Origin of the sequence: Planococcus sp. S3-L1 (assembly GCF_030063085.1) — a bacterium.
Lineage (GTDB): Bacteria > Bacillota > Bacilli > Bacillales_A > Planococcaceae > Planococcus > Planococcus kocurii.
Genome location: NZ_JASISN010000015.1, coordinates 1 through 13,178, shown reverse-complemented (window position 1 = coordinate 13,178; position 13,178 = coordinate 1). Strand labels below are relative to the sequence as shown.

Below are 13,178 nucleotides of genomic sequence, written 5' to 3'. Positions count from 1 at the left end.
CATACTTTAGATTAATTAATTAAAAGATTATCTAAAAGAAGTAGAAATATCTACCTAACAAAAGTAGAAATATCCACTTTTGTTAGGTAGATATTTGTTAGAATGAGTGTGTGAATAACTCTTTTTGCTAAATAATATTACTCTTCATTTTCATTAAAGAAATCTGTCATGTATTCAAACTGCTTTTGCTGTCGATCAGTTAACTCATTTTTTGTATAATACTCAACAAGCTCTGAAATAATAGCATAGGTTTTATTTTCGTCCATGAACTTTCCAAGTACTCCAATTTGAATGTGAAGATCTTGTGGAACTTTAATGGATTTTACGTTATTATTTTTTCCAACAATGGACTTTGTTTTACGGGGCTGTCTTGCTATTGTTTCGGGAACAGGGATCATCGACTTATTCTCAATTGACGGAGCCGATATAATGTTTTGTTTAGTTGTAGATTCTTTGTCCACCGGTTTGGTTGGAGTTGATGGTGTATTATTGAATTTAAAATCGTTTTGGCTATTTATTACTACTGGTTTTGGTCTTTCAAGCGTATTAGCTCTTGTCTTTTTCTTAATTAAAGGACCTTTCTTTGAGATTTCAGACATCGATATTTTCCTCCTCTAGCCTTTCGAGTTTTTCCTCTATTTCATCGACGACATCTAAAAAGGTTTGATGTGCTTTTCTGTCATGGTGATCTTCATTTTTAATTCCGGTCATATCCCAAGCTTTTAAACGTTCTAAGTGTTTAATAACATTCTTAAAAACATTGTCTTCACCAAAAAGTTCAGTTGCCCGTTCAACAGTACTTATGTCAACACGTCCCCCAGCTCGCAAAAGAACTGGCAATACTCCTAGAACCTGAATATCGGCTTCGTATTCATCTGCCATAAACTGCAAATAGGATACATAGGTTTCTGCACCTTCCAATGATAGCTCTTGGGCTTGCAATATTATAAGAACATAATCAGAAGCCATCATAGCATTGTCTGAATAGTCACTAATTGTCGGTGGCACATCAATAAAAATATAGTCGTAGTTTGCTTTTAGAGGCTCTAAAAGCGTTTTCAATAAAGTGATTTGTTCTAAATCATTCTGATAGTTTTGGTATAGAAACTTTGAAAAGTTTTTAAATGATACGGCTGCGGGAATCAAATCAAGATTTTCAGAAACATTCACAACAACATCTTGGAGATTTTTGTTCTTAAAACCATCGAAAATGGTTTGACCAATCTCTTCAATTCCTGCTGAACGAGCAATCAAAGTGCTGGCATTCCCTTGTGGATCCATATCGACGAGAAGAACCTTCTTTTTATGTATAGTTGCGTATTCCCAACTTACCATGACCGAGACCTTGGTTTTACCCACTCCCCCTTTAAAATTTCCAACAACGATTGTTTTAGCTGTCATTATTATTCCTCCTAGATTTTTTATTACTACAAACTTCTACCTAGCAAACTTCTACTTCTGTATAGTTCTGATAATAACACAAGTAGAAGTTTGTGAGAATTAAAAATAAAATGTAATATAAATGTAATATTTAGGGGTTGTTCCCTACACAGGTAGAAAAGTGGACATATCTACCTCTGCGAGAATGAGATTCATTATAACAAAAGTGGAAAAGTAGAAATATCTACCTCTGCGAAAATGGAATTTGTTCTAACGCAAGTAGAAAAGTAGAAATATCTACCTCTGCAAGAATGGAGTTCGTTCTAACGCAAGTAGAAAAGTAGAAATATCTACCTCTGCGAGATTAATATTCATTATAACAAAAGTAGATATTTCTACTTTTGTTATAATCTTTTAAAAAAGTGGTCTGTTTTTAGGCTGTTAAATGGATGTTTCGATCTATTTTTCTTAAAATTATTTTTAATTTATATATGCAGAGGTAGAAAAGTAGAAATATCTACCTGTGCGAGAATAAAATTCATTCTCACACGGGTAGAAAAGTAGAAATATCTACCTCTGCGAGAATAGAGTTCATTTTCACACAGGTAGAGAAGTAGAAATATCTACCTGCGCGAGAATAGGATTCACTCTCGCACAGGTAGAAAAGTAGAAATATCTACCTATGCGAGAATAGGATTCATTCTCACACAGGTAGAAAAGTAGAAATATCTACTTTTGTATGTACTCAAAACTTGATTTCAAGCTATTTACAGAGTAGGTTCCTTGCTTTAGTTTATGAACTATAGAGAAGTTTAGTAGAGTCGATATTGAATGGGGAAGGGGAATGCTTTGTGGTAAAGATGAATAATATTTTCGATTTACTTCTGCATGAAGGAATTCATACATATAAGCAAAGGTATTCTTCCGCAACCCTTCCTCAAGTCACTAATGAGCACAAGAAAACGCAGAAACATAAAAAAGGTGCAATCTCTGTGACCCGATCTAAAGAAGATCTATCGACACCAGGAGGTGTTAGAGGGTATGTGGTTACCTCGAAAGAGACTCTCTTGGAGGATTTTGTTGAACTTTCGCATTGGACTCCCAATGTACACAACTACTTGGGGTACAGTGATGTTGAAAGACGGCACCTCAAGGGACACACAGAAAAGAACCTACAGCAAATCAATACCTTCGTTGTTGACATCGATACGAAAAAACAACCGTATACGGAAATTCTAACCGCTGCGCTCGATCACAGCGTCGGAATCCCCACACTCATCCTGGAGACCCCAAAAGGCTTTCAGGTCTATTTTGTGCTGGAAACACCGCTATTCATCAGCAATCAGAACGACTACCGCGGACTGAAGGTAGCCAAACGGATTTCTGAGAATATCAGGCGCAGTTTGGCGAAGGTCCTACAGGGAGTCGATCTATCCTGCAATGACTTTGGCTTTTTCCGCATGCCCAATGAAGAAAACGTCCGCTGGTTTTCCGCAGACATGGTCTTTTCCATGCACCACCTGATTGGCTGGTCAAAACGACAGGACGATGACCAAAACCGTGGATTATTTGTCGTGGAATCGAAAGGGGAGGGGCTGAATCCGACACAGACCGAATGGTTCCGGGAATTAGTGGCCACACGTCATGTAAAAGGAAGTCATGGGCAAATTGGGCGTGACAACCTTATGTATACGCTTGCTCTGGCCTGTTACAGCGCAGGAAACGAGGTAGGGGAAACACTGGACCTGCTGGATCAATACAATTCATCCCTGGAAGTACCTGTACGCCACAGTGAGGTTCAAAAAATTGTTAAGAGTGCCTACAAGGGCCGTTTCAAAGGGGCAAGCCAGATCTATATCCAAGAACTTCTGGAAACATGGCTTCCAGGAAAGGAAGTACCGGTCACGAATCATCTGGGAGGCTGGCACAAATTCAAGAAGAAACGAAAGGATCGGGTCCGCAGCCACTACGCAGAGTGGGAAGATGATCTGCTGGCGTATATCCAGTCGGAAACCAGTACGATCCAGCCAATTGTATGGACTACACAGAAGACAGTATGTGAAGCAATCGGAATGTCCCGAAGCACGTTCAACGAAGTTATCCGTAAATCCAAGAAACTTCTCATCAAACGAATCGGAAAAGGGCGAAGTGCACAGACCGGATTGACCTCGGTCGCCGTGCTTCTTCAGTGTGCGCTTGAATACAACCAACAACATCGTTCCCTGTATTATGAGGCCCTTACGTTACTAAATGGATCACCTGAGAATGCTAGTGCCTTATGGGAACTTGAACATCAGTTGACATTGCTGACAAAATTCCCTGAGAACGTGTCTTTAACTGGAAAAAAATTCAATTCTTCGTAAGTGTCCAGTCTGCCAATACATATCTGTATACGTGTTTGATTTTATAGGGTTGTTTTGCAGTTGTTATTTTCTTTTCGTTTGAAGGATTGATTTGGGGAATTTTCTTTTATCCTGTTAAACTAGATGAAAAGAAAGGCAGGGGAGACTGGATGTTAGGTGGTTATGAAGCGTATCGATTAAAAGAAGGCATTTCTCCTGTAACATTGGTGACTGAACTGGAATTATTGAAGGCATTTGTTCGTTTTGTTAATCTTCGGAATAACAAGCAGCTGGAGCCTTATGAAATCAAACCGGCTGATGTTCGGGCATTTTTAGATCAGGAAAAGGACAAAGGGTTAAAGGCGAGTACAGTTAAGCGGAAAATGTACCATATTCGTCAGTATTTTCATTATCTTTGGAAAGTAGGGAAAGTACCGGTTGATTTTATGCCTAAATTTGAATATGCATTAGTGATAGAGAAGCAACCGGCTACACTTTTATATTCAGATTTTGCGAAGGAGAAGAAAAAGGTGCTGCAGCACTCGACTTTGACATTGAATGCTAAGCTCTATTTTTTGTTTGCGATGGCTGGATTTCGGATGCGGGAGATTGAACGGTTACAAGGCAGGCATTTTCGTGATTTAGGGGATCGAATAGAAATGAATTTTGTGACGTCCCAAGATGTTTTTTGGCAGCTAATTTTCGAAGATTCCGCGGAAGTTGCTGTGATTGTACAGGCGATGGAGAGGGCTTTGTTTCGAGAACACGATTATTTGGTTGCATCCGATAAAAAGTATGGCCCCGATTATTTGCGGAACAATATGAAAGAGATTTATTTGGGCTTAACTAGGCTGCTACCCGAGCGGTTTAAGACGGAAGAGGTTCGGATGGCTTATATTTATGACTTGTATAAGGTCCAGGAGAAGTCTTTCGACGAAATGGTGGAGTTGTTGGGTGTTACCCCTATGTCGCTTACATCGGCTCTAAAGCTTGTTTTTGAACGTTATAAGTAACTTCAAAATGAATAAATAGAGTAGGATAAGCGAAGTACATTATTTTTTGTTTTACCAAACAAGGTAAACTTAGTTTTTTAAAAAAGGGGAAACGAATGGGGGTTTTTATTTTGGAACATCAGATGACTAGTGAAGGAAAACATATGATGGAAATATACCAAGGAAATGCGCTGACTGAAATGGAGAAGAAGATTATTTTCATAGTAGCGGGTTTGGTAAATAAAACTGACCAAGAAGATCAAACCTATGAACTTCCTATCGATGAATTGTATAGGTTTCTTGAGTTAGAAGGCTTAAACAGTGATTTACAGTTTAAAGAAATTATCGATGAGCTCCTGTCTAAAGTAGTAGAAATTCCTCGTGAAGATGGGGGATGGCTGATGACCCATTGGCTAGCAAGTGTTAAGTATGTAAAAGAGACCGAAGTAATTCAATTTACTTTTTCATCAAATCTAATACCCTATTTCTTACAGTTGAAAAAATATCTTTTCAACTGTAAGTCTTGATGATGTCACCTTTTAAGATAGAGTACATATACAAATCATCGAATTTACCACAAGTAAATTCATAGTGTCTTAGTAATCCTTCCCGTTTAAATCCGTTTTTCTCTAACAATTTTGATGAAGCTGAATTAGCAGGCTCGACTAATGCTTCAATTCGTTCTAATTGGAAGTGTTGAAACCCATAAAGAATGATAGCTTCCAATGCTTCACTGGCAATGCCTTTACCCCAATACTCTTTACTTAATTCATAACCAATCTCAGTTCGGGAATGCTCGGGATGCGTATTAAAAAAACCACAACTTCCAATAACTCTTCCATTTTCTTTGTGTGTTATTCCCCATCTAATTCCTGTGGCTTCTTTGAATATTTTTTGGTACCAGCCAATTTCATCAAGTGTCTCTTTTTCTGTCTGAAAAGGTTCTAGCCCCATATGTTTCATTACCTCTTTATCAGATAGATAGAGGAACATATCAGCTGAATCTTCTTTTATTACCTCTCGTAAGATTAATCTATCTGTTTCAATAATTGGGAATTTCTTTTTCACGACTAATCTCCACCTTCGTAAGTTTTAGAGCTATCTATCTTCTAAGAAATCCATAACATCAACAGCCACATTGCAACTTCATCAAATAGCGTCGTTTCATTTTAGTAGTCTTCTATATAATTCAGCGAATTCTTGTCATAAATATAACATTAGATTATAAAAATAGAGGAATGACTTAAAGAACAAAAGAAGATTTTCAAAAAAAGCCAACTCTTCCTCAAATAAGGGAAATTCAGCTTTCATTATTTTTATTGAATGCTCATTTTCCACAACCGTAATACGGCGTTTTCGATGGCTTTCCAATTAATATCGGTAGCATACGGATACTGTTGCTGATACCGAGTCCACAGTTGTTCCATATAATCGCTCTGAAAGACTTCGTTTAGAATAGCTTCTCCATCTTTTAGCAATCTTTCAGATCCGCGGTGGTTGGCAGTAGAGAGGAATGCTTTTTGCAGCAGGTCATTATTGAAGCCGGCTTTTTTGGTTTCGAGTAGCGCATAAATATCATAAAAATCCCGAAGTCGGGTATTAGTTGTGCCTCTTGTAATCATCGTCTCGAGCTTTTCAGCGAGGACTGTTTCAATTGGATAGGCGAGTACCTCGATTTTCCGATCTTCCAACAAAAGCTGATACTGGTATTCTATTTCCTTCGGTGTGATTTTGTCTCCAGTGGTCAAATCAACCTTTAAGGGAAGCCGAACTTGATCGAGCTGCGCCAATATAGATAAACGGAAGCCGTTGTAATCTGCTTCGTCACGAATCGGTTCCACCTTTTCTAAACTCAGGATGACGCCATCCTCGAGGGAAATGGACACGATATCCAAGAAGGCTTTCTCAATCGCATCCTGGTTCACGGGATACCCTTGGATTGTTGCATCCATATCCATAGTGGAACGCAAATCAACACCAATAATAGAAGCTACCAAGACGCCGCCTTTTAGTACAAAATGTTGATTGAAATCCGAATGGGCGATACGCTCCAGTAAGCGTTCGAACATGTAATTCCGCAAAAGAAGCTGCGCGTGAATTCCACGTTGTTTGGACATATTTTTAATGAGGTCTTTCACTTGTCTAGAACTTTTCATAAGAGAATCTCCACATACTTTCGAATCGGGGAAGAAACCCGGAATAGATCAGCATAGCGCAGCAGCTGCGGAATATTTTTTTCTTTCCGCGTTAAGTAACGCTTCATGCTGTCGTTTAATAGGTCAGCATCTACTTTGTTCCGTTGCCTGAACAGGTCACATAAGGTACGTTCGGCATTGTATAGACGAATCTGCCGGCCATAAACTGTAGAAGATTCTGTTACCCCAAGCTCATGCCATTCTTTTTTTACCGTATAAACCTGTAAGTCATTATTCATGAGGAGTCGGTTATGATAGCCTGTTGGCACAGTAACGGAATACGAGATAGGGTCCCGATCCGTCAAATCGTGTAAATACAGAGCCGTTTCGTGAGAAAAAATGAGTTGTGGACTTCGTGCCTGTAGCATATACAGGTCATCTTCGAATGTGTCAGGGGTCAAGTAGACCCCATGACCTACGCGCTCAATGATCCCTTCACGGGCCAATAACGTTAAATAATACCGCGGAATTCCTGCTGTTTCAGCATCTCTTGTCAAGACGAGTCCATCTTGCCTATCAATCAATTCAAGGAGTTGTGTTGTGTAGGACACTGTGATCACCTTCTTTTGCGTTTATACTACAATTTTATACTAATTACGTGTAAATGCAAAAAAATAGAAACCAAGATCTAGAAATAAAACGACCCACCGTGGTCCACATTGTGAAGAGGCGTGGTGGGTTCTATAACTAGTCATATACAATTAATCATTTAAGGCGGTTATTCTTTCGTTAGTTGTGTTCATAAAGTATTTTCGATAGAAAAATCATATGTAATACCTATTTTTCAATGCAAAGAAGCTCATTCAAACGCTCAAACGTGATGTTTGCCCGGTTGAAACATCCAAAACGACTTTTTGTGCTCTTTCCCTGTATTCGGTAATCTATTAAAAACAACTGCAGCAAAGAAAGGGAGAACACTATGAAAAATAAAATGAGATTGCCAAAAGAACTGGATGGACTGGTGTTAATCGAGACATTGATCAGTCCGATGCAACCAAATACTGGAGTGGTTATTGCAGGGGGAAATTATAAAAAAACGGCTACCCAGCCCATTGTGCGTGTTTACTTAATCACGTGGGAAGATGAAGGTTGGGTGATTGAAACGGAATTGCAGGCCTTTGCTTTTAGTGACTTCGAAAGTGCTAAAAAATTTGTTTCTGATTTACCAGATCTGTCCGCGATTGATATTCTCATCCGTATGAGTGGGCAGCAAAGCAATTCCCCTTCCGGATCTATCAGCCTATAAATCAATCCCACTGCCAGACTGGCAGTGGGATTTTCAATGCTATCCGAAGGAGAGTTTGAATTTTGGATGATATCAATTGAAATCGCTTATTGACGCTATTTTATTAGATTAAGCAATCAAGCTGCTGCTAACAGGGTTGACTGTCTGCTTTTTGCTAATCGTATTAGAGGATTGTCGATACTGTTCTCATATCCGCGCCAAAAATTTCGTTTGGTTTCACTTACTCCATATAAATTTACAAAATGAAACCTGCCCCCACCTTAAACCTAAAGCAAAGGGAATAGCACAAACAAAAAGAGTAGCCACGGCCACTCTTTTTTTAAACGCTTTTTTCAAATTCAATAATTTTATTAATTATTTCAGCAAGCTGTTTTTTGACTACTTCTAATGCATTATCCGCAAGCATTCTTGTATTTAATTCATTTTGAAGGCTTTCCATATTTGGAACCATAAAAACTTCTTTTTGAGTTATAGCTAACTCTATTTCAATTAATAACTTTAATATTTCATTGGGCATTAATTTAGAATAGAGCATTAAATACTTATGAATATTACCTAAAATTACCTTGTTATTAATTGAGAGCCAATCTGTATGGCTTTGATTAAGAGTATCAAAAGTAAATAACTCCTCTACACCTGGTGTAGTAATAAGAATATTTTTTGTGAAAAAGTCTTTTGATACATATGTATCAAGCTGATTTCTCAAATCAGTAAGCTCTATATTGAACTTTATATTGTCATTCTCATCATATGAAGTGACAGCCATTTCTTTAGTTACAAATGTAATAATATAAATTTTGAATTGACTAACCAAGCTATCATGCGAACTTTTCAATACTTGAAGATAATCCTTTTTTTTCTTTTGCTTTATTAAGTTTTTCATGATGGTGACTAAACAAGAAGTTAATAACTATAACAGTAACAGCAAGAACTACTAAACTCACTATAAAACTATTTAATGCACTTTCATAAGCATCACTTGTTAGCCCGAAATATTTTTTGTACCAGAGAATCAACGTACTTGCCAGAACAATAATTATCAAAGAACTTATTACATATATCTTTTTGATGAAATTCCCTCCTCAAATTTGTTTATTTGTTGAAGATTAAACTTTTGCAATAATATAATTACTTGAACTCATATGTCAGTAATCCATAATGTCAACAACACTATTTGTACTTTCTTTCTATAAATATACCACTTAAGTATAGAAATCAGAGGATTGTCGATACTAATCTCATTTTCTACTACAATACCGAGCGCATCAACAAAAATTGGCCGGTATGATCCCAGTGAAATACCGAGCTCACGCCAACCAATTAGCTGCATAAACTAAAAATTTAGCTTTAAGGGCTCACACCTATCCGACTATTCTTTTTAAACAGCCGTTTAGTTAACCATGAGTCCCCATCCCTCTGTATAGCCATCATGAGGTTTACTTAATTCGTCAAGTCGTTTTTGTATATCAACTATCTCTTCGTATTTCAAAAGCATCGTTATAAAACAGTAACAAGTCCATTCTTCAGTTTCCTCATCTTGTTCTAATTCACAATTAAATCCTTCACTTCTTAAAGTTTCTAAAATTGCTTTACCGTTCTTTTTAGCTGGAACTGCAATCACAAAATCAATATTATGTGGTTCTGTAAAGTCAACGCCTTGTTTAGATAACATTTTTAATACTTGTCCATCTTCATCGTTGGGGAATACTGTCATTTTTTCGTCTCCTTCAGATCTTGAGTAGTGAATTAGTTTTTGCTAATATGTTATCACTTTTTTCTGTTGAGCCAATTCTCTCTTGTTAACTTCATATTAATAGAGTCAATCCAATCGCCTTCGAACTCTAGATCGTTTTTATCAATGCTAGATAGTACAAAGCCAACCTTTTCATATACATGCCTGGCTCTTGGATTAAAGTCAAAAACGCTTAAAGTTAGTTGATTGAGTGTTGTATTTTCAAATACATAATTAATGGTCAGTCGAGTCGCTTCCGTTCCCAACCCTTGATTTCTCCCTCTTGGTCCGATGAGAATCCTGAAATTCATACTATGATTTTTTTCATCGTATGCATTGATCACCACTTCTCCTACTAAGAAGTCCTGGGATGGATCAACAATAGCAAGATCCAAGCGATCCGTTTGTCTATTTCTTGTATTGTACCAATGGAGAGTCGCTTCCTGATTAAAATCCGAGTCGCTCCCTGTCAGTTTTAATACTTCTGGGTCCTTTAAACATTCCTCTATAAAAGGAAAGTCCTTATCCCTAAACGGTCTAAGAATAACTGTCTTTCCTACTAGTAGTGGCTTATCACCTAGATAGACCATTCCATTCACACGCCCCTCATTCGTTTTAGTGTCCCTTCAAAGCTCAAGCAAGTTGCAAATATAGTCCGGAAATGGTCATTTAAACTTTCTTAACCACAACGTTAGTTAAACCAACATACCAGTTAGCCATGACATTAACATTCCTGTTTGTGAATGCTTTCTATAAATATACCATTCGGTTATGAAAGCAGAGGATTTTCGAAACTTACGTACTAAAAAACTCGAAAAAAATAATACCTTGTATTATATAGTAGTTTGAAATAAAATAATGTAAAGGGGTGTGGAAATGGAAATTAATAAAGAAGTATTGAAAGGCCATATTGATACATTAATTCTCTCTCTTTTACACGGCAGGGATATGTATGGGTATGAAATCGCTAAAATCGTCCGTGAAAAAAGCGAAGATCAATTCGAATTAAAAGAAGGGACCTTATATTTGTCTTTAAAACGATTAGAAAAAAAGGAATGGATCACATCTTACTGGGGCGACGAACAAGGACCAGGAGGAAGAAGAAAATACTATAAACTCACATCTTTAGGTGAAAAAGGATTTGAAGAAAAACGTTCAGAGTGGGAATTTGTTAAAAAACTTATGGATTTATTTTTAGAAAGGGGAGAACAGGGATGAAACAAATAGAAGCATATGTTGAGGAAGTGTATCAGGGTGTCGGTGGGAATAAAAAAGAGATTAATGAATCAAAAAAAGAAATGAAAAGCCACTTGTTAGAAGCAGTTCACGAGTTGAAACAAGAAGGGAAATCAGAGAAAGAAGCAATTCAACTTGCTATTGAACGTTTTGGTGGAGAACAAGAAATGCGTTCGATAGTTGGTCAATTGTTTAAGGCACAACGAATATTTGCTAATTGGATTTTATATTTAGCCATAACAGTTCTACTGTTAAGTATTGTGGCATTTGGATTGATTTCTGCATACGAAAATGAAAATGCTTCTGAGAATTCCGAAGTTGCTACAGCTGTACACGAAGTTTTAAGAAGCCAAAGTTCACTTACCGATTCAATGAAAACAGAAATTGCTGCCTTAATCGATGCAACAGATCAAATCTCAGAAGTTAAAATCTATAATGTCAGTGGTGTAGGTGTAAATTCCGTATTTGGTTACGTAGAGAATGCAAAACCTGAGTATCAATACAGTAAGTCTGTTTGGTCTCCAGATTGGCTACTAGCGAACTTTTATCCTTATGGAAGTGGTGGGGGAAATAAGTGGTACGTTGAAATGGAAACACGACTTATCGGCAGCTGGATGGGGATTATTTTATTTTCAGGATTAGCCATCTATGCAACACTATTCACAATTTGGGCAACGATCAATGCCTACCATCATAAACGATTGAATGTTGCTTGGATTATTGCTTTTGCTTTTTTTAATATAATCGGATATTTGGTTTATATTCTGGTAGGCAAGAGAAGCGTGAATATCAACTAGAATTTCAAAATTAGTGGTCAGGTACAGATTGTATTATCAAAAATGATGGTTCCTAATATGAAGAGAAGAAGGCGACAATCTTCTTCTCTTTTCTTTATATTTCAAAACTTCATCAAAAAAATCTGTTATAAAGGGAAAATATGAATGATTCGGAGTAAAAAAGATCAATTTGAAAAACACAACAAAATAGCAATTAGAGTGCGTTATATCTCATAAGGTCGAAAAATAAGCATTGCTGCAGTTTTTTAGGAAAAGTAAGTATAAGCAGCAGAGGATTGTCGATACTATTTTCATATCCGACCATTTATTTTCGTTTACTCTATAGAAACTTTTTCCATGTAATAACACCTCGAAAATTAGATTTGAACTCTAACTTTTGGGATGCACTATGTAATATTCATATTTTCGATACAAGCTTTCTTTCGTGTTCACTTGCTCAATAGCAATTCTTTTCTGAAACTGCTCGCTCAACAGTCGCCATAATAGATTAAGATCATTCACATGAGGACTATATTTCAAATTTCTCTGAAATCATTCTAGCAACATCAGAAGCGCTCAAATTGGAGTTGTTAATTTTAATGTAATTTTCATTCCTAATTTCGCCCTCTGTGGAGTTTAATCTATGGGTTTTCATTGACTCTTTTAGTTCGTTTTCTGACCATTCAACGTTTCTCTTAGTAGGCTTGTTATCAAGTCTATTTGGACTGTTATTTCGTTGCAGTCTTGTGTCGATATCGGCTTCTAATTCTACAAAATAAACATCAGCACCATTAGATTTAAATATTTCACATATATCGTCTACAAAATCCCAATCCTCTTGTTCGTTAAAAGCCCATACATAAGTAAAAATCAAGCCTTCTGAATCACTCTTAGCTATTGTCTTAAAAATTTCCGTTCTAAATAAAGTTGATAACCTCCACATATCAGGACTGAAGTTGAATAATGGCTCAAGTAATTCAATGGTCATGTGGTTGTGAAATAGTTTTAATCCAGTTACTTTTGCTAACTCTTGGCCAACAGTCATTTTACCAACTGCTTGAGGACCAAATATAAGCACAAAATTCATCAGTGATTACCCCCGAAACCTTTAATTTATTCAATGTTTTGTGTGTGAAATGGTCTACTTGTTAGGGTTCTTACGCTTTTTTGGTGATGCTTCTTTTTATTGGTTTCCGGGTATAGGAATACCAAAAACTTGAAAGGTCGCTGAACAAGATGAAGACACTAATGGAAGAAACTCTTTTTCATTTAGACGAAA

Annotated in this window: 15 protein-coding genes; 6 read left to right on the top strand and 9 right to left on the bottom strand. The window is 36.9% G+C overall.

The features are described 5' to 3' along the window. Positions 1–137: 137 nt before the first annotated feature. Together QMF37_RS13205 and QMF37_RS13200 are read right to left on the bottom strand one after the other, a co-directional pair. Entirely contained in the window at positions 138–599 is a 462-nt protein-coding gene (locus QMF37_RS13205; RefSeq protein ID WP_283478498.1) for an SH2 domain-containing protein, read from the bottom strand. Then, a complete protein-coding gene (locus QMF37_RS13200) occupies positions 592–1,401 on the bottom strand; it encodes a ParA family protein (RefSeq protein WP_283478497.1) in 810 nt (269 codons plus the stop codon). Before QMF37_RS13200 ends, QMF37_RS13205 begins: the two co-directional genes overlap by 8 nt. An 839-nt stretch (positions 1,402–2,240) precedes the next feature. On the opposite strand from QMF37_RS13200, the gene QMF37_RS13195 reads away from it, so the two are divergent. The 3 genes from QMF37_RS13195 (at position 2,241) to QMF37_RS13185 (ending at position 5,241) form a co-directional block, all read left to right on the top strand. Next, entirely contained in the window at positions 2,241–3,743 is a 1,503-nt protein-coding gene (locus tag QMF37_RS13195) for a primase C-terminal domain-containing protein (RefSeq protein ID WP_283478562.1), read from the top strand. A 149-nt stretch (positions 3,744–3,892) separates the two neighbouring features. Next, positions 3,893–4,735, top strand: a complete 843-nt coding sequence (locus QMF37_RS13190) for a site-specific integrase (protein ID WP_283478496.1) — start codon at positions 3,893–3,895, stop codon at positions 4,733–4,735. A gap of 110 nt (positions 4,736–4,845) precedes the next feature. Then, positions 4,846–5,241: a replication initiation protein gene (locus tag QMF37_RS13185; protein ID WP_283478495.1), complete on the top strand. Its 396-nt coding sequence runs from the start codon at positions 4,846–4,848 to the stop codon at positions 5,239–5,241. On the opposite strand, the gene QMF37_RS13180 is transcribed toward QMF37_RS13185, so the two are convergent. The 3 genes from QMF37_RS13180 to QMF37_RS13170 form a co-directional block, all read right to left on the bottom strand. Beyond that, entirely contained in the window at positions 5,225–5,782 is a 558-nt protein-coding gene (locus QMF37_RS13180) for a GNAT family N-acetyltransferase (RefSeq protein ID WP_283478494.1), read from the bottom strand. The two genes, QMF37_RS13185 and QMF37_RS13180, sit on opposite strands and share 17 nt — an antisense overlap. A gap of 248 nt (positions 5,783–6,030) precedes the next feature. Next, positions 6,031–6,870: a nucleotidyl transferase AbiEii/AbiGii toxin family protein gene (locus tag QMF37_RS13175; RefSeq protein ID WP_283478493.1), complete on the bottom strand. Its 840-nt coding sequence runs from the start codon at positions 6,868–6,870 to the stop codon at positions 6,031–6,033. After that, positions 6,867–7,460, bottom strand: coding sequence for a type IV toxin-antitoxin system AbiEi family antitoxin domain-containing protein (locus QMF37_RS13170; RefSeq protein ID WP_283478492.1), 594 nt, complete (start codon positions 7,458–7,460; stop codon positions 6,867–6,869). The genes QMF37_RS13175 and QMF37_RS13170 overlap by 4 nt, the downstream gene beginning before the upstream one ends. 368 nt (positions 7,461–7,828) lie before the next feature. Here QMF37_RS13170 and QMF37_RS13165 point away from each other — a divergent pair, with 368 nt between their 5' ends. Next, positions 7,829–8,155 (top strand): hypothetical protein, encoded by a 327-nt coding sequence (locus QMF37_RS13165; RefSeq protein WP_283478491.1) that lies wholly within the window; start codon positions 7,829–7,831, stop codon positions 8,153–8,155. A 319-nt stretch (positions 8,156–8,474) separates the two neighbouring features. Here the strand turns inward: QMF37_RS13165 and QMF37_RS13160 are convergent, their stop codons facing one another. From QMF37_RS13160 to QMF37_RS13150, 3 genes are all read right to left on the bottom strand, one after another. Further along, positions 8,475–9,038, bottom strand: a complete 564-nt coding sequence (locus QMF37_RS13160) for a hypothetical protein (RefSeq protein WP_283478490.1) — start codon at positions 9,036–9,038, stop codon at positions 8,475–8,477. 507 nt (positions 9,039–9,545) lie between these two features. Next, positions 9,546–9,869, bottom strand: coding sequence for a ribonuclease E inhibitor RraB (locus QMF37_RS13155; protein WP_283478489.1), 324 nt, complete (start codon positions 9,867–9,869; stop codon positions 9,546–9,548). 53 nt (positions 9,870–9,922) lie between these two features. Beyond that, positions 9,923–10,477: a GNAT family N-acetyltransferase gene (locus QMF37_RS13150; protein ID WP_283478561.1), complete on the bottom strand. Its 555-nt coding sequence runs from the start codon at positions 10,475–10,477 to the stop codon at positions 9,923–9,925. A 286-nt stretch (positions 10,478–10,763) separates the two neighbouring features. On the opposite strand from QMF37_RS13150, the gene QMF37_RS13145 reads away from it, so the two are divergent. Further along, entirely contained in the window at positions 10,764–11,105 is a 342-nt protein-coding gene (locus QMF37_RS13145; RefSeq protein WP_283478488.1) for a PadR family transcriptional regulator, read from the top strand. Beyond that, entirely contained in the window at positions 11,102–11,920 is an 819-nt protein-coding gene (locus tag QMF37_RS13140; protein WP_283478487.1) for a permease prefix domain 1-containing protein, read from the top strand. Before QMF37_RS13145 ends, QMF37_RS13140 begins: the two co-directional genes overlap by 4 nt. Positions 11,921–12,428: 508 nt before the next feature. Here the strand turns inward: QMF37_RS13140 and QMF37_RS13135 are convergent. Beyond that, the gene (locus QMF37_RS13135; RefSeq protein ID WP_283478486.1) at positions 12,429–12,986 is read right to left on the bottom strand and encodes an AAA family ATPase; all 558 of its coding nucleotides are present in this window, start codon (positions 12,984–12,986) and stop codon (positions 12,429–12,431) included. Positions 12,987–13,178: the final 192 nt, after the last annotated feature.